At 49.9% G+C, this 20,889-nt stretch carries 19 protein-coding genes and 3 pseudogenes; 16 read left to right on the forward strand and 6 right to left on the reverse strand.

All coding sequences use genetic code 11. The features are described from left to right. The first annotated feature begins 3 nt into the window (after positions 1-3). Positions 4-954, forward strand: a complete 951-nt coding sequence (locus ACZ5EJ_RS01120) for an alpha-L-glutamate ligase-like protein (protein ID WP_074456201.1) — start codon at positions 4-6, stop codon at positions 952-954. Between the two features lie 184 nt (positions 955-1,138). Here ACZ5EJ_RS01120 and cls read toward each other — a convergent pair whose 3' ends face one another. Further along, complete coding sequence (gene cls / locus ACZ5EJ_RS01125) at positions 1,139-2,617, reverse strand: cardiolipin synthase (RefSeq protein WP_083331359.1); 1,479 nt, start codon at positions 2,615-2,617, stop codon at positions 1,139-1,141. A gap of 655 nt (positions 2,618-3,272) precedes the next feature. After that, positions 3,273-3,812: an AmiS/UreI family transporter gene (locus ACZ5EJ_RS01130; protein ID WP_074456202.1), complete on the reverse strand. Its 540-nt coding sequence runs from the start codon at positions 3,810-3,812 to the stop codon at positions 3,273-3,275. A 236-nt stretch (positions 3,813-4,048) separates the two neighbouring features. Between ACZ5EJ_RS01130 and ACZ5EJ_RS01135 the strand changes: the two are divergent. From ACZ5EJ_RS01135 to ACZ5EJ_RS01145, 3 genes and pseudogenes are all read left to right on the forward strand, one after another. Beyond that, a pseudogene (locus ACZ5EJ_RS01135) lies at positions 4,049-4,239 on the forward strand (transposase); the annotation flags it as partial. Between the two features lie 207 nt (positions 4,240-4,446). Further along, positions 4,447-4,577: pseudogene (locus ACZ5EJ_RS01140) on the forward strand (IS5/IS1182 family transposase); the annotation flags it as partial. A gap of 471 nt (positions 4,578-5,048) precedes the next feature. Continuing rightward, positions 5,049-6,209, forward strand: a complete 1,161-nt coding sequence (locus tag ACZ5EJ_RS01145) for a baeRF3 domain-containing protein (protein ID WP_011633454.1) — start codon at positions 5,049-5,051, stop codon at positions 6,207-6,209. A 61-nt stretch (positions 6,210-6,270) separates the two neighbouring features. Here the strand turns inward: ACZ5EJ_RS01145 and ACZ5EJ_RS01150 are convergent. The 3 genes and pseudogenes from ACZ5EJ_RS01150 to flgA form a co-directional block, all read right to left on the reverse strand. Next, positions 6,271-6,762: pseudogene (locus tag ACZ5EJ_RS01150) on the reverse strand (DDE-type integrase/transposase/recombinase); the annotation flags it as partial. A 92-nt stretch (positions 6,763-6,854) separates the two neighbouring features. Continuing rightward, positions 6,855-7,862, reverse strand: coding sequence for a type I glyceraldehyde-3-phosphate dehydrogenase (gene gap / locus ACZ5EJ_RS01155; RefSeq protein WP_011633456.1), 1,008 nt, complete (start codon positions 7,860-7,862; stop codon positions 6,855-6,857). Positions 7,863-8,049: 187 nt separating this feature from the next. Further along, positions 8,050-8,745 carry a flagellar basal body P-ring formation chaperone FlgA gene (gene flgA, locus ACZ5EJ_RS01160; RefSeq protein WP_011633457.1) on the reverse strand — a complete coding sequence of 232 codons (696 nt, stop codon included), beginning with the start codon at positions 8,743-8,745 and terminating at the stop codon, positions 8,050-8,052. Positions 8,746-8,971: 226 nt separating this feature from the next. Here flgA and flgB point away from each other — a divergent pair, with 226 nt between their 5' ends. The 12 genes from flgB (at position 8,972) to ACZ5EJ_RS01220 (ending at position 19,665) form a co-directional block, all read left to right on the forward strand. Further along, complete coding sequence (flgB, locus tag ACZ5EJ_RS01165) at positions 8,972-9,382, forward strand: flagellar basal body rod protein FlgB (protein WP_011633458.1); 411 nt, start codon at positions 8,972-8,974, stop codon at positions 9,380-9,382. A 5-nt stretch (positions 9,383-9,387) separates the two neighbouring features. Beyond that, positions 9,388-9,792, forward strand: coding sequence for a flagellar basal body rod protein FlgC (gene flgC / locus ACZ5EJ_RS01170; RefSeq protein WP_011633459.1), 405 nt, complete (start codon positions 9,388-9,390; stop codon positions 9,790-9,792). A 12-nt stretch (positions 9,793-9,804) separates the two neighbouring features. Further along, on the forward strand, positions 9,805-10,476 hold the full coding sequence (locus ACZ5EJ_RS01175; RefSeq protein WP_011633460.1) for a flagellar hook assembly protein FlgD: 672 nt from the start codon (positions 9,805-9,807) through the stop codon (positions 10,474-10,476). A gap of 15 nt (positions 10,477-10,491) precedes the next feature. Further along, positions 10,492-11,751 carry a flagellar hook protein FlgE gene (flgE, locus tag ACZ5EJ_RS01180; protein ID WP_011633461.1) on the forward strand — a complete coding sequence of 420 codons (1,260 nt, stop codon included), beginning with the start codon at positions 10,492-10,494 and terminating at the stop codon, positions 11,749-11,751. 40 nt (positions 11,752-11,791) lie between these two features. Then, positions 11,792-12,535, forward strand: coding sequence for a flagellar basal-body rod protein FlgF (gene flgF, locus ACZ5EJ_RS01185; RefSeq protein ID WP_011633462.1), 744 nt, complete (start codon positions 11,792-11,794; stop codon positions 12,533-12,535). A gap of 38 nt (positions 12,536-12,573) precedes the next feature. Further along, entirely contained in the window at positions 12,574-13,356 is a 783-nt protein-coding gene (gene flgG, locus ACZ5EJ_RS01190; RefSeq protein WP_011633463.1) for a flagellar basal-body rod protein FlgG, read from the forward strand. A gap of 186 nt (positions 13,357-13,542) precedes the next feature. Then, positions 13,543-14,283, forward strand: coding sequence for a flagellar basal body L-ring protein FlgH (locus ACZ5EJ_RS01195; protein ID WP_011633464.1), 741 nt, complete (start codon positions 13,543-13,545; stop codon positions 14,281-14,283). 21 nt (positions 14,284-14,304) lie between these two features. Next, positions 14,305-15,432, forward strand: coding sequence for a flagellar basal body P-ring protein FlgI (locus tag ACZ5EJ_RS01200; protein ID WP_011633465.1), 1,128 nt, complete (start codon positions 14,305-14,307; stop codon positions 15,430-15,432). A gap of 13 nt (positions 15,433-15,445) precedes the next feature. Continuing rightward, complete coding sequence (gene flgJ, locus ACZ5EJ_RS01205; protein ID WP_011633466.1) at positions 15,446-16,453, forward strand: flagellar assembly peptidoglycan hydrolase FlgJ; 1,008 nt, start codon at positions 15,446-15,448, stop codon at positions 16,451-16,453. Positions 16,454-16,711: 258 nt separating this feature from the next. Further along, positions 16,712-18,115 carry a flagellar hook-associated protein FlgK gene (gene flgK / locus ACZ5EJ_RS01210; RefSeq protein ID WP_074456203.1) on the forward strand — a complete coding sequence of 468 codons (1,404 nt, stop codon included), beginning with the start codon at positions 16,712-16,714 and terminating at the stop codon, positions 18,113-18,115. A 28-nt stretch (positions 18,116-18,143) separates the two neighbouring features. Next, positions 18,144-19,043 carry a flagellar hook-associated protein FlgL gene (gene flgL / locus ACZ5EJ_RS01215; RefSeq protein WP_464557281.1) on the forward strand — a complete coding sequence of 300 codons (900 nt, stop codon included), beginning with the start codon at positions 18,144-18,146 and terminating at the stop codon, positions 19,041-19,043. 76 nt (positions 19,044-19,119) lie between these two features. Further along, positions 19,120-19,665, forward strand: coding sequence for a hypothetical protein (locus ACZ5EJ_RS01220; protein WP_464557283.1), 546 nt, complete (start codon positions 19,120-19,122; stop codon positions 19,663-19,665). On the opposite strand, the gene ACZ5EJ_RS01225 is transcribed toward ACZ5EJ_RS01220, so the two are convergent. Further along, positions 19,655-20,785, reverse strand: coding sequence for a damage-control phosphatase ARMT1 family protein (locus ACZ5EJ_RS01225; RefSeq protein ID WP_464557285.1), 1,131 nt, complete (start codon positions 20,783-20,785; stop codon positions 19,655-19,657). The genes ACZ5EJ_RS01220 and ACZ5EJ_RS01225 overlap by 11 nt on opposite strands. Between the last annotated feature and the right edge of the window lie 104 nt (positions 20,786-20,889).

Below are 20,889 nucleotides of genomic sequence, written 5' to 3' on the forward strand. Positions count from 1 at the left end.
ATCATGTTTGGAATCTGGGAAAAGCTCAAGCAGAGCGGAGTCGTTGGTATGAATCAGCGCAATGCTGATTTTATTCTGCGTTATAACAAGCGCTCGCTTTATCCGCTGGTGGATGACAAGTTGCGGACCAAATATTTGGCGACAGCTTCCGGTATTGCGGTACCCGAGCTGTATGGCGTGATTGAAATCCAATATGATGTCAGCCGTGTTCCCGAGATCGTCAAGGATCATGAAGATTTTGTGATCAAACCGGCGCATGGCTCGGGAGGCAGTGGTATTTGTGTCATTACCGGGCGTCTCAATAATCGTTACCGGCAAAATAATGGTGACCTGCTGACCGGGGAAGATATCGAATATCATATTTCCAACATACTCAGCGGCCTGTACAGCCTGGGTGGCCAGCCCGATCAGGCGTTGATTGAATACCGGGTCAAGTTTGATCCGCTGTTTGAGGAAGTTTCCTACCGTGGTGTGCCGGATATTCGCACCATCGTCTTTAGAGGAATTCCAGTCGCTTCCATGGTACGCTTGCCAACCCGCATGTCGGATGGCAAGGCCAATCTTCACCAGGGTGCAGTGGGTGCTGGTATCGATATGATGACCGGCCGTACCACCCATGCTATCTGGCAAAATTATCCAATTGAACAACATCCGGATACCGGTGTTGCCATCAGTGGACTCAAAATTCCTCACTGGCATAAATTGCTGACACTGGCAGCGCAATGTCATGAGCTGGTCGGACTAGGCTATCTGGGGGTAGACGTTGTGCTCGATCGGGAATTGGGCCCACTGGTACTGGAACTCAATGCACGCCCCGGTTTATCCATCCAGATTGCCAATCGCAGAGGTATGAGCCAGTTGCTGGAAAAAATCGCCAAACTGAAAGAAATTCCTACCTCGGCATCAGCCCGTGCCACACTGGGACAACAATTGTTTCTGGAAAATCAGACTTGATGTTGCGAAAATTTATCCGTTTGAATATATCCCATTTCAGTAGTCTGTTAGGGCTTTAAACACATATGACAGACTACATAGTAGTTAACACCAAAGCGGCCCATATAAATATGGACCCAACAGGAAGAGCTGTTTACATTAATTGTTAAAGATATGCAGCTCACCAAATTTGGTAACACTGAAATTACAATATCGGACTAAACAATCTGGCGACAATGGTCCCGGTACGGATGTACCATGGCCGCAACCGACCATGACTCGCATTCATGTTATCGGAAGCCGCGAAATCTTGTTCCAGCATTTGTGCTGCCTCCTGAACAAGACCGGGATCTGCTACCGCCAGCATCAGTTCGAAATTCAGGTGCAGAGAGCGATTGTCCAGATTAGTTGATCCGATCAGTACCAGATTGTCGTCCGCCAGAACGCACTTCTGGTGCATGAATCCTTCGGAACAATAACGGTATACCGGAATGCCCAGTGATTCGAGTTGCTGTTCGTAATAGAAGCCGGCAAGGAACACGAGCCAGGAGTCAGCCTTTTCGGGAATCAGAATTCTCACATCGATGCCTCTTGCCCGAGCCATCGATAGCGCCGTAATGCAGGAATCATCCGGGACTAAGTACGGAGAACTGATCCACAGCCGCTTTCGAGCGCAGCCGGCAATGGTAGCGAACATCATGGTAGCGCGCATACGGTCGTCTGTCGGGCCGGTCGCGCACACCGCCGCCATTCCATGCTGATCACCCGAAACGACTTGTACTTCGGCAGTCGTGCTCCAGACAGCTTCCGGCAGATCCCGTCGAGTGGCCCAATAGTAATCACTGGCGAATACGGCTTGAATTTTTCGGGCAACTGCTCCGTCAACATGAATTGCCGTGTCCCGCCAGCGAGGAGCCCAGGAGATGCGACCAAGATATTCGTCACCGACATTCAGGCCACCTACGATCGCTCGCTGCCCATCGATCACGACGAGTTTACGGTGGTTGCGAAAGTTCAATTGAAAACGATTGGCCCAACCCTGACGCGTATTGAAAGCCAATACGTCCACACCGGCATCGCGGACCCGCTGCAACCATGTCTTTGTCAGTTTCGTGCAGCCGATTTCGTCGTACAGCAGACGCACAGTGACTCCGGCCTGAGCGCGTTTGCATAAAGCTTCTGCAAACTCACGGCCAATATCGTCATCTCGGATAATGTAAAATTCGATATAAATATAGCTTTTTGCGCTGTGGATCTGTTCAAACAACGTGTTAAAAAAAGACTCGCCATCAATCAACAATAGAAAAGTATTGTTACAACTCAATGGTGTATCAAGAACGTCTGCTAGAACGTCCAACGGCGACTCGCCCGTTGCACTGCCGGCGTTTCTGTCCGTCATCAATTCACGATGGACCGCTTCGACGGAAGCTTGGTGCTGCTCACCCACCTGCCGAATGGCGTCTCGATAACCTGCAAACTGTTTCTGTCCGAATACCCAGTACAGCGGTAGCGCCAAAATCGGCATCGCGACGAGGCCAACAGCCCACGCGACGGCTGCCTGGGACGTTCTAACTTTGTTTATCGCATGCCAGGCTGACGCAATGCCAAGCAGTTCAGTGGTTGTGACAAAGAGCATGACCACGGTAGTCTGCGATTCACTTAGCAGATTCAGAACGACGTCCATTCAGATTTGGTTCCTTTGCCTTTTATTGATTAACACCCGGAAAATTCCGGCTTATTCAGCAAGTGCGTACTTTGTGGTAAAAATGTTGAAGAAAGTAGATTTGAGGCTGAAATTGTCTCTGAATTTTAACCATGAAGCTTTTTCAATATATTCACCAGTTTTCTATATCGCAACCTTTGGCATAGTTGATGATTTTTATCAAAGTACGCATTTTATTGTGGACATCATAATTGTTTCAATACAGAAAGATAAATGGCGATAAAAGTGTTCGGTTTATCTAAAGCCAGAAGTACCCCAAGCACGAAGTGCTACTACTGGAGCAGTTTCATGCTCTGACTGAAATGCTGCGTTCTGGACTGGAATCATGCGACCGATAGCTTGGTAGTGCTGGTTGCACCGGGGATATTCACTTTTATCATCTGCCGCGCCCGGTGGCCATCAGCTTCCGCCCTCAGCCATGGATACGCATCACACAATCAGCCGACTGTTACCAAATTTTGGGACTGATGCAGCTGTTTGAGGACAACCTGACAGCCTGATTGAAGTTTTTTCCCGTAGGCGGCGCAGCCAGTAAACTCTTGTGCCTGGCCTTGTGCGATATCGAGAAAAATGGGAGGTGCCGCCTGTAACCCGGAGATTTATTTGCGTTTCTTTATCAGCTGGCGGTGATTTGCAGTGGCCACCAGTTGCCGAACGGCCAGTAACCGTACAGGTAGATCCAACCGGTTATCGCAACTTCGATACCGACAAAATATGTCATCGCGATAGTCATCCCCATGAGTTTGGTGTTGCCCTTGGTCATTATTTGATAGAACAGGTACCAGAGAATGCCGTATGTGATCCATTCAAAGGTCCAGCCCAGATCTCCATCCATAAAAGCCTTGATGGCATAAGACACAGTCGTGAATGCAACCAGCAGGCAGTAATACCCCAGCGCACGCTGATCTTCAGCGCCGCGAACTGCGTTGACACCGACCCACAGATAGGTCATGGCGAACAGCAAACCTCCGGCGGACAGCGGAAAATTGTTCTGTACCAAACCGAAATAAAGTGCGCCAATAGTGGCGAGGATCCCAACTAGCAGGTTGAAGATTCCAACATCCTTGGTATCCACCTTGCCCTGTAGCCATATAGCGTTAACAATAAGGATAAATCCTATGAACAGTAGTGGCACACCTAAAAAATCACCAGCCATCTTTAATCCTCTTTAAACTGAATTACTATTACTGCTTTCATTATTCCACCAGCCTAGCAGTAGTGCCCAAGGTCTGGTCAAATTTGTTTGGCAGGACGCCGTTGATGCCGTAAATGATGAAGTTCACCACCTCGACGGATGCATAACATAATTCCCAATCTGTTGACTATTGTCAACGGCGATTTAAAACCGATACACCGCCATTACATTCGCATACTACTTTGACAGTTTCTTAAAAAAACCAGGTATCAGAGGCCCGTATCCGGGCTGGCTGCAACGCATGTCCAGGTATGCCGATTGTTGATACCCAGAGTGTAAAAAATACGGATACCACCGAGGAAAAAGGCTACGATGCAGGCAAGAAAGCGTCCGGAATCAAACAACATATTGCTTGACACCTTGGGATTGCCCCACGCCATTGCAGCAACAACCTTGCAGACGTTATCAATCGTTAAGAGGACACTATTGTTGCATTAACGCCAAGCATCCTGACTGTCCTGCGTATTGAGCATGCTTACTGATTCTGGCTACACAGCTCAACCATTTACCGAGGCAGTCAGGTTTGTTTGGGTGAGGTGGTCGCGAGATCGCCAGGAGAAGTAAACTGCACACTTTTACAGTCATTTCCAGGTGCTGGATTATGAAACGAATTTTTCATGGTCGGAAAAATGTCGGCGATTATGGAAGAGCTGCGAGCGAAAACGCAATACCAGCCTGCAATTTGTCCACCTGGCACTTTTAACGCTATTGCCCAGAAGAGCATAAACAGGTTCATAGGCGTGGCTCGCTTCGGAGACCATAGCTTATACCCTGCAAAATATCCAGCACCAACGCGCGGGCTGTCCAACTGATCTCACCTTCCATTTTGATGCTCATGGTGTCTTTTTTCCATTATCATCTGCACAGGTTTTTACTGGATCGTTACACACACCCATCATCAATATTGATGAATGCCAATTACTTTCTTGAGATTCGACCTATCATTAATTGACACAAAGACAGCTTTTATTTTTCTCAAGGCAAAGAAATCTTAAAAAACCCTGTTACATTCCCATATTCTTTAGTTTGTTTTACAAAATCCTCTTTATTGTTGGTATTTTATAATCTAACGTATTTTTTATAAAAAATAGTATTGACGATTTAAATTCAGGTTATCGTGACTGTAAGATCTGTTTATCTATTCATGCTGCAGCACTTCAAAGCTGTTTTTTAATTCCATTTTTGAAAGGTTCCACAATGAATTCTTTGAACCATGACTACCCAGACGTTCTGCTGCATAACAAGGAGGTGCCTTGTCTGTCGCTGTACCAGACGACGCACCGGCTGCATCCCGACAACGTGCAAGACCCGATCCGCTTTCGCAATCTGGTAAAAGAGTTGGAAGAGTCGCTGCGCCAGAAGTACCCCAAGCGGGAAGTGATGCCGCTGCTGGAGCAGTTTCATACTCTGGCCGACAATGCTGCGTTCTGGAACCATACGACCGATGGCTTGGCGGTACTGGCTGCACCGGGGATGTTTCGTGTCTATTGTCTGCCACGCCCGGTGGCCGATCTGGTCGTGGTGGCCGACAGTTTTCATACCAAGCCATTGATGCGCATCACGCAATCGGCCGACCATTACCAGATTTTGGGACTGAGCCGCAGTAGCTTTAAACTGTTTGAGGGTAACCGCGACAACCTGGTTGAAATGTTTCCTATGGAAAGCGGTGCCTGGACGGCGGAAGGAATGCTTGGCAAAGACCCAGGCGCCCGCGAAGGCGCGCACCGCGCTTATGGCCCTACTGGCGGCCATGGCCCTACTGGTGGCTCTGTATGGTCAGGCACCGACGTCAAGCAGAACCTGGTCGACCGCGACACCGAGCAGTTTTTCCGTGCTGTCGATCAGGCTGTAATGCATCGCTATGACAAGTCTAGCGGAATGGGCTTGATCCTGGCCGCGCTGCCTGAGCATCACAACCTGTTCCGCTCGGTCAGCAAAAATCCGCAGCTGCTGAAAGATGCTCTGGACGTGCACCCCGATGCCATGTCGATCGACGCGCTGCGTGAGCGCGCATGGCAATTGATCCAGCCACAATACCTCGAACGCCTGGCGGGCTTTGTCGATTCTTATGGCGTCGCTAATGGCAGGGGTCAGGGCTCTGACTTGCTGGACGACATTGCCAAGGCTGCCGTCGAAGGGCGCGTGGCCACGCTGTTGATCGAAGCCGACCGTATCGTTCCGGGCCAGATCGACGTTGCCACCGGCAGGGTGACTGTTGGCAAGCTGGATGACCCAGAGGTAGATGACCTGCTGGACGATCTGGGCGAACTGGTGCTCAAGACTGGCGGCGAAGTGGTGATAGTGCCTGCTGAGCGCATGCCTACCAACACAGGTGCAGCAGCAGTTTTTCGTTTCTAAACGGCAAGACGCCCGAGAGGATATCACCCGGGCGTCTTTGCTGCGGATTGAGTAGTATCTGTCCCGGATGATTGTATGGTTTTTATGAAAGAGATGGGGGATGAGTTTTATGCCATTCTTTCATGGCCTGCATTGGAGCTTTACTCTTGAGGGCAGACTGCGGTAGTTGCGGGTTTACAGGCTGACATAACGTATCAGGGTCTGTTCCAGATCTTCAGCGCTATTGAATCGATGTTGTCTTGAGTACGTCAGCAATACGCCCATTGAAACGTTCGACTATCCCATTGGTTTGCGCAGTGCGTGGCCGGGTCAGGCGATGTCCGATACCGAGTTCCTGGCACAGCTGGTCAAACTGATGATTGCCACTGGGATTACGTTCACGGCTGGCAAACAGTCTGTCAGTAAATTCCTTGCCGTTGTTTGTCAGGATACGGGTAATCCTGATCGGACGGGCATTGTGCAGCGCCTTCAGAAATGCTCTGGCACTGGCTGCGGTTTTGTTGGGTTTGATGGCCACATACACCCAACGTGTGGCTCTGTCTATCGACACAAACTGTGGCTTTGCACTTGACGAATATTTGTGACAGAACTCCTTTTATCAACCAGCTCAGGCTGGTCGATAAATGAAATGCCGGTATCTATGGATTATTTCCGCTTGTTGTCGACAAAAAGAAGCGCGTCGATCATGCGGGCCGAATAACCCCATTCATTGTCGTACCACGAGATGGTCTTGGCCATATGTGTGCCGATCACCATGGTCGCTCTCGAATCGAAGATCGATGAATGAGGGTCGTTCATCATGTCTGTCGAGACGACCGGGTCTTCGGTGTAAGCAAGGATGCCGTTCAAAGTCGTTTGCGCGGCTTTTTTCATTGCAGCGTTGATGGATTCGACCGTCACAGGCTTTTCGAAGGTCGCGACAAGATCAACGCACGAAACATTGGGTGTTGGAACGCGAACCGACATGCCGTCGAGTTTGCCTTTGAGCTCAGGCATCGCCTTGGTCACGGCAACGGCTGCGCCAGTGGTGGTGATGACCATGTTCACAGCGGCTGCGCGAGCACGGCGGAAGTCCGACTTATGCGGTGCATCCAGGAGGCCTTGGTCGTTTGTGTACGAGTGAATTGTTGTCATGAGGCCGTTCTGAATACCGAAGTTTTCATGCAGGACCTTTGCAACTGGAGCCAGGCAATTGGTAGTGCAGCTCGCGACGTCGATCACAGTCATATCAGGAGTGAAACCTTCTTCGTTCACGCCCAACACAAAAGTCATGTCGAGGCCCTTGCCGGGAGCCGACATGAGCACAAATTTTGCGCCAGCTTCGATGTGTTTCGAAACCTGCTCTTTATTGCGGAAAATACCCGTGCATTCCAGCACATAATCCACACCAAGATCGCCCCATGGAATATTGGAGGGGTCTCTTTCAGAAAAAACGCGTATCTTGTCACCGTCGACGCTGATCAAGTTTTCGGTGCTGCTGACCACGCCCGCGTATTTGCCATGCGTTGAGTCGTACTTAAAGAGGTACGCAAGCTGCTCGGCGCTTGTCAGATCGTTAATTGCGACAAGGTCGACGCTAGGGTTCTGAGCCGCAATGCGTGCAACGCAGCGACCGATTCGTCCGAAGCCGTTGATACCAATTTTGATCGCCATGATGTCCTCGTGCTGGTTAGGTGTATAGGAAAAATAAACGGTTCTGTCGCATTAGGCGCAAAACGCATATTTTGGATGAGCTGACATGCCATCCTCTTAAACTAGCAGATTTTTATTCCGCCAGTGTATAAAACTGCTTAGTAACTCAGTAAACTTCTTCCAAATTTTATGCCTCTGGCCGTTGTCACTATTGCTTTATCTCCACTATTCCTCCCGCCCGTGCTATTCCGCTCATGATTCGTCCAGTGTGGTTACGTATTTGTACCACTTCTCCTTCGGCAGCAGCAGCGAGTGCTTCACCTTCCGTGCTGACGGCAAATCCTGCTCCGGTTGCGGTGAGCCGTATTTTCTGTCCACGTGTGATGATATATGGAGCGCGTAGCTGGTGTGTGCGTATCGGCTGGCCGGAAGCAAGAAAGGTTACCGCCACCTTGCCGACTACCTGATCAGGATCCGTGACTGCCCCAGCGGGGATGCGCACGAGATCGACTTCCTTGCTCACAATATCCTGTGTATCCACTAATTTTCCCATGTTGATGGGCTGTGCGGCGTGTATGACGTTGGCAATCACTTCGATTTCAACCGGCACATAAAGTGTCCAGGCAGCTTCATCCTGACAACGCACGCCAACTGAGAATTTTCCCCATAAGCGTCCGCCTGGCGGCAGAAAAGGCTGAAGCTGGTTACACGGGCGTAATGTCTGACGTGAATCCAACTGGTTTGTCTTGATGATGACCCTGCCGGGCAGGTGACGGGTTTCCACACGCACAAAATCATTGATTATCTTGTGTATTGTTTCTGTAGGTAAGTCTTCGCTAGCGATTGCCGTTGTAGGGAGCAGGAGGCTGCATACGAGTATGATCAATAAGGGTTTTTTGTTCATGTCCGGTATGGTTGGCTATCGGGATTGACAATCAGGACGGTCAGTTTTTGCCGCTGACGGCAATTTTTGCCGCTGGTTCAGCATGGTATCGCCGCAATTCCCTGGCTAACCTGGAAACTGAAAGGTGATTATGGATCAGTTTGATTGATTGGCTGGAAATAATGGCTTGTTCAATTTGGCATGGTTCCTGCTTATAGTAATTATGACTACTTTGCAGGAGGAAAACATGATCAACAAACTGGACAATCTGCTTGGCTTTAACCAAAAGGCACTCGGGTTACGAGCGGCCCGGCAGGAGCTGTTGTCGGGAAATATTGCCAATGCGGATACCCCGAGTTTTAAGGCGAAAGATTTCGATTTTTCCAAGGCAATGCAAAACGTTCAGTCGCCAAGACAGGTACAAAGTGCGCTGGCGACGACTTCATCAAGACATATCGGCTTGTCCGATTTCAGATCGATTACGTCCGTGCCGGAGCAGTATCGTGTTCCGCAGCAACCCAGTATAGACGGTAATACCGTTGATATGGATACCGAGCGTATGCAGTTTATGGATAACGCCATACGCTATGACGCTGGACTGACATTTATCAGCGGCCAGTTCCGAACCCTGTTATCCGCTATCAGAGAAGGAAATTAATAGCCATGTCCCTGTTCAGTGTATTCAATGTCGCCGGTTCAGCCATGGCCGCCCAGTCACAGCGGCTGAATGTGGTGGCCAGTAATCTCGCCAATGCAGACAGCGCTACCAGTTCAACGGGTGAAGCCTATCGTTCCCGGCAAGTTGTTTTTCGTACCGTTGATATTTCTGCAGATAAGGCAAAGGGCGTCAAGGTGGCAGGTATCGTGCATGATCCCTCGCCCATGCGGGTGGTGTATGACCCGAAGCATCCGATGGCGGACGAAAAAGGCTACGTTACCCTGCCCAATGTCAACGTTGTGGATGAAATGGTCAATATGATGTCGGCATCGCGTTCCTATCAGAACAGCGTTGACATGATGAACGTGACCAAAACATTGCTGCAAAAAACACTATCAATTGGCCAATAAGGAGAGATAGATATGAGTCAGGTGCAAAACAATTCCAGCGTATCCGAACTGCTGACTTCCAATGGGGGCAGTATCAAGACTGCCCGCAAGGGTGATGAGGATATGCAGGAGCGGTTTCTCAAACTGCTGGTGACACAAATGCAAAATCAGGATCCGCTCAGCCCGATGGATAACGCAGAAGTAACCAGCCAGATGGCGCAGATCAGTACCGTAAGCGGCATCGACAAGCTCAATAGCACGCTGGAAAAGCTGGTATCGGATTCCGATGCACGGCGTTCATTTGAAGCCGCCAACATGATTGGCCGTAGCGTGTTGGTTCCAGGCGCTGACATGCAACTGGAAAACCACACCGGAATCGGCGGATTTGAACTGACCGAACCGGTAGACAAGCTGGTCGTCACCATCAAGGATAGCGCCGGTATTGCCGTGCGTGACATTGATCTAGGCACGCAACCGGCAGGGGTGGGCACATTTGCCTGGGATGGCCTGGCAAACAATGGTAACGAAGCTGCCGGGGGGCAATACAGTTTCGCCCTGAAAGCCGTGCGCAGTAACCAGGAGGTAGCTGCTTCCACTCTGGCATTTGGTTCGGTCAGCAGCGCACAGGCTGGCAAGGAGGGCGCCTTGCTGGAAGTAGGTAGGCTGGGTTACGTCGGTATGCATGATATTAAAAAAATATTTTGATCAGGGGAGTAAATCATGGGTTTTCAGCATGGATTAAGTGGTCTAAAAGCAGCCTCGGCCAAACTGGACGTTACCGGTAATAATATTGCTAACGCTAATACGGTTGGCTTCAAGCAATCACAAGCGCAGTTCAGTGATGTATTCGCCAATTCATTAGGTGGGGGCAAGAATCAGATCGGAATTGGCACCCAGGTGGCAGCTATCGCGCAGGAATTTGCCCAGGGGAATGTGACCAGTTCCGACAATCCGCTAGATGTGGCAATAACCGGAAATGGTTTTTTTCGGACGAATAACAATGGCACGATCAGCTATACCCGTAACGGCCAGTTTCATCTGGATAAGGATGGATTTCTGGTTAATGCAAATAGTTACAACGTTACTGGTTTTGCCGCCGATGCTTCCGGTCAGATTATTCCCAATATACCGGTTAATCTGCGATTACCTACTTCGGATCTGACACCTAAGCCAACTGCCAATTTTGCAACAGGCGTCAATTTGGATGCGCGTACAAGTGTTACAAGTGTGGCGTTTGACGCAAACAATCCATTAACCTATGCCCATTCCACTTCAGGTGAGATATTCGACAGTCTGGGTAATTCCCATATATTGAATCTGTTTTTCCAGAAAACAAATTCAACGGAATGGGGTGTATTTGCAACTGTCGATGGAGCTGTTGATACCACTAACGGGTTACCACTCGGTGTGACATTTGGAGGGGGAGGATCCACTTCTCTGACCTTTGATTCCAATGGAATCATGACTACGCCCACAGGACCAATTGATGTCACTGTCGATTTTCAAGCAATAGATGCTACTAAATGGGGGGCGATCCCAGATCTTACATTTTCGTTCGATCTGACTCGCTCTACCCAGTTTGGCAACAAGTTCGGTGTCAACATGATGAATCAGGATGGATTTACTTCGGGCCGTCTGGCCGGGTACAGTATTTCTGATAATGGTGAGATCAGGGGCAGTTATACCAATGGTGTCACACGCACGCTCGGGCAGCTTGCGTTGGCAGGTTTTTCCAATCCTAACGGTCTCAAACCGATGGGAAACAATCAATGGGCAGAGACCGCTGAATCCGGGTTGCCGTTGATTGGCACGCCAGAGACTGGTGTGCTGGGTTCACTGCAATCTTCGGCGGTGGAAGAATCCAATGTCGATCTGACTAGTGAATTAGTCAGCCTGATCATGACGCAGCGCGTGTATCAGGCTAATGCCAAGACCATTCAGACACAGGATGCGGTCATGCAATCCATCATGAATATCTGAAGGATTTTCTGTTTAACCCTGACCTGGTAACGCTCTAAAAATGGATAGACTGATTTATACCGCGATGACCGGCGCGCTGCATACCCTGACGCAGCAGGCAACGGTTTCCCATAATCTGGCCAACGCCTCGACCACAGGTTTTCGTGCACAGGCCGATGCTTTCCGGGCAGTGCCTGTTTACGGAGAGTCGCTACCCACGCGTGCATTTGTACTGGATTCAACCACCGGCGCGGATTTTACACCGGGCGCGATCCAGCAGACCGACCGTCCGCTGGATGTAGCGATACAGGGTTCCGGCTGGATTACGGTACAGCTTGAAAACGGTGAAGAAGCCTATACCCGGCATGGCAATCTCAAGACGGATGCCAACGGTGTACTGCAAACACAGCAGGGGTTCAATATCAAGGGAGAAACGGGGCCGATTACTATTCCACCGGATAGTAGGGTGGCGATTGGCAAGGATGGCAGTGTCTCGGTATTGCCGTCAGATTCCCGGATCACGGCGGTATCGATTATCGGGCGCATCAAACTGGTGGATCCGCCTGCAGAGCAGCTTGTCAGAGGAGATGACGGCCTGTTCCGATTGAAACAAGGGGGTGAAGCACCTGCCAGCGGTAAAGTAGCCCTGATTGATGGAGCGCTTGAGAGCAGTAATGTCAATGCAGTCAGTGAGATGGTGAAGATGATTACGCTTGCCCGGCAGTTCGATATGCAAATGAAGATGCTCGAAAACGCCCAGCAGAATGCCCAGCAGGCTAGTGAAATCATGACACTGAGAGGCTGAATTCTACCTGTTTTTAATTTTCCAAAAAGGATAACGCTATGGTTCGCTCGTTGTGGATATCAAAAACCGGTCTGGATGCCCAGCAGACCAAAATGGATGTGATTGCCAATAATCTGGCCAACATCAGTACCAATGGCTTCAAGCGCATGCGTCCGGTGTTTGAAGATTTGCTGTATCAGACCATCCGCCAACCGGGTGCGCAGTCATCCGAACGCACGCGTCTGCCTTCTGGTTTGCAGCTGGGAACCGGGGTGCGGCCGGTGGCAACCGAAAATATCTTTTTGCAGGGTAATTTGCAGCAGACTGGCAATACACGTGATGTGGCGATTCAGGGGGAAGGATTTTTTCAGATTTTGCTGCCGGATGGCACGCTGGCTTATACCCGCGATGGTGCATTCCAGTCTGATCAGGATGGTCAGCTGGTGACCGCCAGTGGCTTTCCGCTGCAGCCATCCATTACCATTCCGCCGAATACGCTAAGTATCACGATCGGACGGGATGGCACGGTATCTGTACTGACACCGGGTTCGGCCACACCATTGCCAGTGGGTAATATTCAATTGACCTCTTTCATTAACCCTGCTGGCCTGCAGCGCTTTGGTGAAAACCTTTATCTGGAGACTATGAGCAGTGGTGTGCCCAATCCCGGTATTCCGGGGACTAACGGCATCGGACTGCTAAATCAGGGATTTGTGGAAACTTCCAACGTGAATGTGGTGGAAGAGCTGGTTGAAATGATTCAGACCCAGCGCGCGTATGAAATCAATTCCCGGTCGATCCAGACTTCCGACCAGATGTTAAGCAGACTTACCCAACTTTGATTCAGTTTGAATGAATGTGGTTTTAACACATCAGCTGTATCAATTGGAAATTCAGGCTTTTTGGTACGCTCATGGGATGTGTGGCTTCTGATTTTATGGATAGGTAATGTTCTGGCGCCATGGAATTTTTGTATGAAGAATTTTGGGGAAACACTGATTAAATTGATGGACGTCATTGCGAATGAAATGAAGCAATCCAGCTGCTTTGACGCAATAAATCAGCGTCTTCTTGGCACGCTGATTTCTCCCGTATTAATTGTCATGGTCAGTATGGTGACAGGGTGTTCAATGATCACGCCCGCGCCGAAAGTGCAGCAACCGATGACGATCCGGCCGCCTGAGCCGCTGATTATTCCTGTCAGTCAGAGCAATGGTGGGATTTATCAGGCGGCATTCAACTATCAGGGCAGCGGGCGCTATACGCCATTATTCGAGGATCGTCGCGCGCGCGGCATCGGTGACACCATCATCGTCATGCTCAACGAGAAGACCAATGCGAGCAAGAAAAGTGGCAGTAACGCCCAGCGTGATGGGGGGATTGATCTTTCAGTACCGTCATTCCTCGGTTTGCCATTCAAATCCATTTTTCAGGATCTTGATCTGGAAGCCAAATCAAGCAACAAGTTTGATGGCAAGGGAGAGAGCTCCAGCAACAATAATTTCACCGGCACGATTACTGTGACTGTGATCGATATTCTGCCCAACGGCAATTTGCTGGTGAGCGGTGAAAAGCAGATCGGTATCAATCAGGGGCATGAATTCATCCGGCTTTCCGGGGTGATCAACCCGATTAATGTTATGAACAACACCGTGTCATCGGTGCAGGTGGCTGATGCGCGTATCGAATACCGGGGCACTGGTTATCTGGATGAAGCGCAAACCATGGGCTGGCTGTCACGTTTCTTTTTGTCGATTTCACCTTTTTAAGCATACCAGAGGCATATCGCTATGACTTTATCCAAATGGATTCGGAATTTCGGGCTGCTGAATCTCGGATTATTGGGCTGCCTGATTATTTCTGCCCCAGCTTCTGCCGAACGCATCAAGGATCTGGTCAATATCCAGGGTGTGCGTGCTAATCAGTTGATTGGCTATGGATTGGTAGTCGGCTTAGATGGTACGGGTGATCAAACCCAGCAGACACCCTTTACCGTACAAAGTATCCTCAGCATGTTGGGGCAATTGGGCGTGAATCTTCCGCCAGGAGTCAATTTACAGTTACGCAATGTTGCTTCTGTCATGGTAACGGCTACCTTGCCGGCCTTCGCCAAACCGGGGCAGCAGATTGATGTGACGGTTTCATCCATGGGCAATGCCAAGAGCCTGCGTGGCGGTACCTTGCTGATGACCCCGTTAAAAGGGATTGATAACCAGGTGTATGCCGTTGCCCAAGGCAGCCTGGTGATTGGCGGTGCGGGTGCCAGTTCAGCCGGCAGTAGTGTTCAGATTAATCATCTGGGCGCAGGGCGGATCAGTGCGGGTGCGATTGTGGAACGCGCTGTGCCAACGTTGCTCGGCCAGGGGGAGTACATCAACCTGGAATTGCACGACACTGATTTCACGACCGCACGGCGTATCGTGGAGACAATCAACAGCCGTTTTTCGTATGGAACGGCCACTGCACTGGATGGGCGCGTTATCCAGCTGCGGGCACCCGTGGATAACAATCAGCGTGTCACGTTTATTTCGCAGATTGAAGGTCTTGATGTCATGCCGGCACAGGGTGTGGCCAAGGTCATCATCAATGCGCGTACCGGTTCGGTCGTCATGAACCAGATGGTGACGCTTGAACCCAGTGCGGTGGCGCATGGCAATCTCTCGGTGATCATCAATACCCAGCCGATTGTCAGCCAGCCCGGACCCTTCTCACAGCGTGGTGAAACGGTGGTGGTGCCGCAATCACAAATCGAAGTGCGTTCGGAAGAAGGTAATCTGATGTTGTTGCCGGGATCAGCTAGTCTGGCTGATGTGGTGAAAGCGCTGAATGCCATTGGTGCCACTCCGCAGGATTTGCTGGCAATTTTGCAAGCACTCAAGGCAGCGGGATCATTGCGGGCAGAGCTGGAAATTATTTGATTAGGTTGGCGATATGATCAATTCTCCCGACATTTCCGGCCAGTTGGCCATCGATGCGCAAGCAGTTGATCAATTGCGCAATCAAGCCCGGCGCGATCCGCAGGAAGGGCTGAAGCAGACGGCAAAGCAGTTTGAGGCGCTGTTTCTCAACATGATGATGAAAAGTATGCGTGAAGCCACGCCCAAAGAAGGATTGTTTGATAGTGATCAATCGCGTTTTTATACCCAGATGCTTGATCAGCAACTGGTGCAGAATCTTTCTGACAAGGGAATTGGCCTGGCAGACATGATCGTACGGCAATTGTCACAAGCTGTCGGCAAGGAACAGGCTAACGCCATAGACGGAGCAGAATCTCTCTTGACAGCTATTGTCGGAAATGATGAGAAACCACTGGTTTCAGTGGCGCCGGGGCAAACAAAGGATCTGCCTTCCCAACTCTGGACGAATCTTAATCGGGCTACCGCTAAACCAAATTTTTCAGCTGTCTCGCCCGCATGGCGAACAAACCGGATGGGAATTGCTTCCAGCTCCGGGAATGATGGTCCTGAGATAGCTGCGGTTGATCAGCCCAGAGAGTTTGTGCTGGATGTATTGCCGCATGCCCGCAAAGTGGCGCGTGAAACCGGCATTCCTGAACATTTCATGATTGCCCAGGCCGCGCTGGAAACTGGCTGGGGCAGGCATCAGATCCGGCGGACGGACAATCAGCCAAGCTTCAATCTGTTTGGCATCAAGGCAAGCGGGAACTGGCGTGGACAAGTGGTGGAAACCATGACCACCGAATATGTGGATGGTACACCGCAAAAGATCAGGGAAAAATTCCGGGCATACAATTCCTACGAGGAAGCCTTCCGGGATTATGCGCGGTTACTGCAGAACACTCCCCGTTATGCAGCCGTGCTGAAAAGCCGCAGTGCCACAGCGTTTGCCTGGGGGTTGCAACAGGCTGGTTATGCGACTGATCCATCCTACGCGGAAAAGCTGCTGAAGATCATCAACAGTGATGCGTTGAACATATAAGGAGTTGTTAAATATTTGCTGCTTTTTTGCGAATACCAGCATCCAGTAGCAGTGGTTCCAAAGGTGTTGGATTGCTTCACGCCACCCACCTGTTTCACTATGTTCGCAGTGACGGCTAAAGCTTAAAACGGATCTCGCAAAGAGGGCGGTTGCGGGATTCATAACGAAATGAGCAAATATGATGAATCATGGCTTTAATCCCACTGGAATTTTGCCGTAAACAAATAGAAGTAATTCACGATAATCGAGGGTAGAACAATGGCAAACAGTATTATGAATGTGGGTGTTTCCGGGCTACAGGCTGCACAAACTGCCTTGCTGACGACCAGCCACAATATCAGCAATGCGACCACACCCGGTTATAACCGCCAGCAAGCTATTCAGAGTACGAATACCCCCCTGCCGCACAGTAATGGATTTATCGGCCGAGGCGTGCAGGTGTCAACCGTACAACGTATCTACAACCAGTATCTGGTCAGTCAGTCGTTGCAAGCGCAAGGCCAGAGCAGCCAATTGGATAGTCATTACAATGAGATCAAACAGATCGATAATTTGTTGGCGGATACCACTTCCGGGCTGACGCCTGCGCTGCACAATTTTTTCAATGCAGTACAGGATGTCGCCTCCAACCCGACCTCGATCCCTTCCCGCCAGGCGATGTTGAGCAACGCTGAAGCATTGGTTTCCCGCTTTCAGTCAATGGATCAGCGTTTGTCGGAAATGCGTGAGGGAGTGAACAGCCAGATTGCCAGTAGCGTGAATGAGATCAATTCACTGGCGCAGCAGGTTGTGCGGCTGAATACCAATATCCAGGCAGTAGAAGGCTCGGCAAATAGCCAGCCGGCCAATGATCTGTACGATCAGCGCGATGCGCTCATCCGTGATCTCAGCAAACTGGCCAATGTGGATGTCGTGCGTCAGAGTAATGGCCATTACAACGTCTTTATTGGTAATGGTCAGTCGTTGGTGGTCGGCACCAGTGCGATGGCACTCAAGGCGGTGCCCTCTTCAAGTGATCCGCAGCGCCTGGTGGTGGCAATGGATCAGCAAGGTGGAGAAATAGTGCTGCCAGAACACCAGTTGCAGGGGGGAAGTTTGGGAGGATTACTGGCTTTTCGCAGTGAAACACTGGATGCCATACAAACTGACTTTAATCAGCTTGCCGAGGGGCTTGCCGATACCTTCAATGATCAGCATGTATTAGGACTTGATCTACAGGGTACGGTAGGTAAAAATTTTTTTGAGGTGACGGATTCCAATCATGCTGCGCGAAGTATTGAGGTCGCAATCAGTGATCCCGCTGAAATTGCGGCAGCTTTAAATGATGGAGGCAGTTTTGATGATCGTGTGGCCGATAACCGTAATGCTTTGCAGCTTGCCAAGTTGCAGACAACAAACACTCTGCAGGGTGGAACAGCATCCTATCAGTCGGCGTATGCGAGTCTGGTCAGTCAGGTGGGTAATAAAACCCGTGAACTGGAAGTCACCAGCCAGGCACAGGAGAGCCTGCTTGCGCAGACAGATCAGGCCATACAGTCATTATCCGGGGTCAATCTGGAGGAAGAAGCTGCTAACCTGCTGCGTTATCAGCGGATGTTTCAGGCTTCCAGCAAGGTGATCGAAATCAGCAATTCGCTGTTTGATTCGTTGCTCAGAATCTGATCAATTTTTGACAGAAAAGGAATTTATCATGCGCGTCAGTACTAATACCTTATACGATCAGGGTACAAAATCCATGCTGCAACAGCAAAGTTCATTGTTCAAGCTGCAGCAACAGCTTTCAAGCGGCAAGCGCATCATGACCCCGTCGGATGATCCAATCGGAGCGGCGCGTGCTCATGAGTTGGCGCAATCGCTTTCATTGAATACGCAATATGCTGATAACCGTTACCGGGCAATGGACAGCCTGCAACAAGTGGATAGTACACTCGGCAGTGTTTCCAATGTTATCCAGAGTGTGCGAACCATGGTGGTAGCAGCGGGTAATCCGGCCTATTCTGATAATGAGCAGCAGATGATGGCCGTCGAACTGCGCGGTCATTTCGAGCACTTGCTGGGACTGGCGAATACCAAGGATGAACAGGGCAATTATCTGTTCTCCGGATTTAAGGGTAATACTCAACCGTTCGTCGAGCAGTCTGCTGGCGTTGTGACGTATCAAGGTGATCAGGAACAGCGACTGATACAAGTTTCCGGTTCCCGGCAGTTGCCGGTAAGTGAAACCGGTGATGCTGTTTTTGAACCGGGTGGTCAAAATCTGTTTCAGACAGTGGATAATTTTATTACAGCACTGAAAACCCCCGGTGGTATGCCCAATGGGGCAGTGGGTAATGTGTTGCAGGAGTTGGATACTGCTTTGGATAATGTATTGACCAAACGGGCTGCGGTTGGATCACGGCTGCAGGAAATCGATGCGCTGCAGCAAATTGGTGAGGATACTGCCGTTCAGTATCAGCAATCACTCTCGCGCCTGCAGGATCTGGATTTTGCGCAAGCTATATCTGATATGGTGCGTCAACAAGCCTTGCTGGAAGCAGCACAGAAATCCTTTACCCGTGTTTCCGAGCTGTCATTGTTTAATGTGATTTAGCCTGTTTCACTTGCCCGTGTTCAGCAGATTGCCGGTATTCAGGTAAATTCGTGACGATCTACTTTTGGAGAATGATATGAACCGGGAAGAATTGTATTTGAAGATTGCAGAGCTGCATCTCAAGCGTGTAGAAGTACTGCAAACAGTTGAATGGAGACTCACATTAAGTATCTGGACATTTATAGCGGGTATTGCGATGGTGAGTCTGGCCAATGCCAATAAAGTGAAACAGGTAGCCGTGGCTATGGGGAGCTTTCTCGGGCCTTTTGTCATATTGTCTCTGGTAAGTGCCATTTATGGGGTGCTCTGGTACTCGTATACCATCAGATTTTGCAAGAAGAATTACAACAGCCTCGTAACGGAACGTAATCGTTATCAGCGCATGCAGAATGAAGCAATAAAACTCCTTTTGAAAGCCAAATCCAGGGATTTCCTGATTAAAGCTGAGACCGAAGATAAACAGGTTGCTGAATCAGGTTTTCAGGAACCATCCTTCGAGCATCTTTCGGGTGATAGTTTTAAAAAATCAGGTATATGGCAGTTCAAGGCGGTTGTGACAGCGACATTGATGCTCTTTTCGTGGCTGCTTGTTGCAATGATTGTTGTTCCTGCTATCCAGTAAAAACCTGAATGATGCCGTAGTGGCCGCAGGTGAGCCAGTCTGGTTGAAGCGTGGTGGTTTTCGCGGCAACTTCAGGTGTAAGGCCAACCAGCACTTCTGATTTAAGTGTGCGTAAAAACAGGGCTGATCGGCCAAAACGCTGTAAAAAATAATCTTTTTCTGTGGTGTGCGACCAGCGTCGATCACCAGCAAAATAGCGATAATTCAAGTCCCCCTTGAAAATAACCAATTCTGCATTCTCAAAAGTTTCACGGGTAAGTGTTTCATCCGCATAAAAACTGGCAGGTAATCCCAATGCAGGACTGGTGCGCAGTGTCAGCTGATTTTGGCGTAACAACTGCGTAATATCTTCCCCCAGTTTGCGTGCTGCCGGAATAGATGAAACTCCCAGTTTCTCGATCAGATTTTCCATATTGATCATAGTCATGTCCGAAACAAACATCGGATAAGGTCTGACATGTGCAACGATGTGTGAACAGTAGCTGCTGATCTTGCGGATCAGCAGCAGGTCTGTCAGTACATCCATTCCGGCATTATCAAACACCAGATCAATCCGCTGCATTCGGGAAGTAATTAACTTTGTTGCCGCATCACTCTCATCTACCAGCAGCGAAACCTGATCAGCTTCCGGGATGGTGTGTTGACTGAGATCAGCTGTGTTTCCAATGACTGACCAGCGCAGCAGTTTGTGGATATCGCAGTCGGGACCACAATACTCGGCCAGTGTGGCAAGCGATTCAATGGCCTGTAAGTTGGCTGCTTCTTTAGCTGGCTGGAAAGGATCGGTCGGCGTGGCTGTGCTATAACCGAAGGCCAGCAGAATCCGTGCGTAGAAATAGAGCTCGACGGTAAGAAACGGCATGTTTGCCCAGCTCCGTCCGCTGTACGGTTTGATTATCTGATCAAGTGTGCCAAAAATTACCGGTGGCAAGGTAGTGATTTTTCCTTCCCGCATCTCTGTTGCCAGTTGCTGCAAAGCGTGTAAGACAGCTGTGTCAGCGTTATCGATAAGCTTGCCAAGAATGACAGGTAACCGCTTTTCCAGTGAAAAGGAAGCGAAGGAGCCGGGTTCTTCAGTAGTTAGACGGGGTGGAGGCAGAATTGACTGATGAGATGGCATGAGTGGTATTCTTGAATCTTATGACTGAATTGGACATTGTACCGGGAGGGTCGTGAAACGGCCATTTTCCGCAGACGGGGTGTATGGGTTGTAACAGGAGAGAT

The sequence above is a fragment of the Nitrosomonas sp. TNE100 genome (assembly GCF_055387135.1).

Coding starts and splice junctions, on each gene's coding strand:
- ACZ5EJ_RS01120 (WP_074456201.1), top strand. CDS start 4: ATGTTTGGAATCTGGGAAAAGCTCAAGCAGAGCGGAGTCGTTGGTATG.
- cls (WP_083331359.1), bottom strand. CDS start 2,617: ATGGACGTCGTTCTGAATCTGCTAAGTGAATCGCAGACTACCGTGGTC.
- ACZ5EJ_RS01130 (WP_074456202.1), bottom strand. CDS start 3,812: ATGGCTGGTGATTTTTTAGGTGTGCCACTACTGTTCATAGGATTTATC.
- ACZ5EJ_RS01145 (WP_011633454.1), top strand. CDS start 5,049: ATGAATTCTTTGAACCATGACTACCCAGACGTTCTGCTGCATAACAAG.
- gap (WP_011633456.1), bottom strand. CDS start 7,862: ATGGCGATCAAAATTGGTATCAACGGCTTCGGACGAATCGGTCGCTGC.
- flgA (WP_011633457.1), bottom strand. CDS start 8,745: ATGAACAAAAAACCCTTATTGATCATACTCGTATGCAGCCTCCTGCTC.
- flgB (WP_011633458.1), top strand. CDS start 8,972: ATGATCAACAAACTGGACAATCTGCTTGGCTTTAACCAAAAGGCACTC.
- flgC (WP_011633459.1), top strand. CDS start 9,388: ATGTCCCTGTTCAGTGTATTCAATGTCGCCGGTTCAGCCATGGCCGCC.
- ACZ5EJ_RS01175 (WP_011633460.1), top strand. CDS start 9,805: ATGAGTCAGGTGCAAAACAATTCCAGCGTATCCGAACTGCTGACTTCC.
- flgE (WP_011633461.1), top strand. CDS start 10,492: ATGGGTTTTCAGCATGGATTAAGTGGTCTAAAAGCAGCCTCGGCCAAA.
- flgF (WP_011633462.1), top strand. CDS start 11,792: ATGGATAGACTGATTTATACCGCGATGACCGGCGCGCTGCATACCCTG.
- flgG (WP_011633463.1), top strand. CDS start 12,574: ATGGTTCGCTCGTTGTGGATATCAAAAACCGGTCTGGATGCCCAGCAG.
- ACZ5EJ_RS01195 (WP_011633464.1), top strand. CDS start 13,543: ATGAAGCAATCCAGCTGCTTTGACGCAATAAATCAGCGTCTTCTTGGC.
- ACZ5EJ_RS01200 (WP_011633465.1), top strand. CDS start 14,305: ATGACTTTATCCAAATGGATTCGGAATTTCGGGCTGCTGAATCTCGGA.
- flgJ (WP_011633466.1), top strand. CDS start 15,446: ATGATCAATTCTCCCGACATTTCCGGCCAGTTGGCCATCGATGCGCAA.
- flgK (WP_074456203.1), top strand. CDS start 16,712: ATGGCAAACAGTATTATGAATGTGGGTGTTTCCGGGCTACAGGCTGCA.
- flgL (WP_464557281.1), top strand. CDS start 18,144: ATGCGCGTCAGTACTAATACCTTATACGATCAGGGTACAAAATCCATG.
- ACZ5EJ_RS01220 (WP_464557283.1), top strand. CDS start 19,120: ATGAACCGGGAAGAATTGTATTTGAAGATTGCAGAGCTGCATCTCAAG.
- ACZ5EJ_RS01225 (WP_464557285.1), bottom strand. CDS start 20,785: ATGCCATCTCATCAGTCAATTCTGCCTCCACCCCGTCTAACTACTGAA.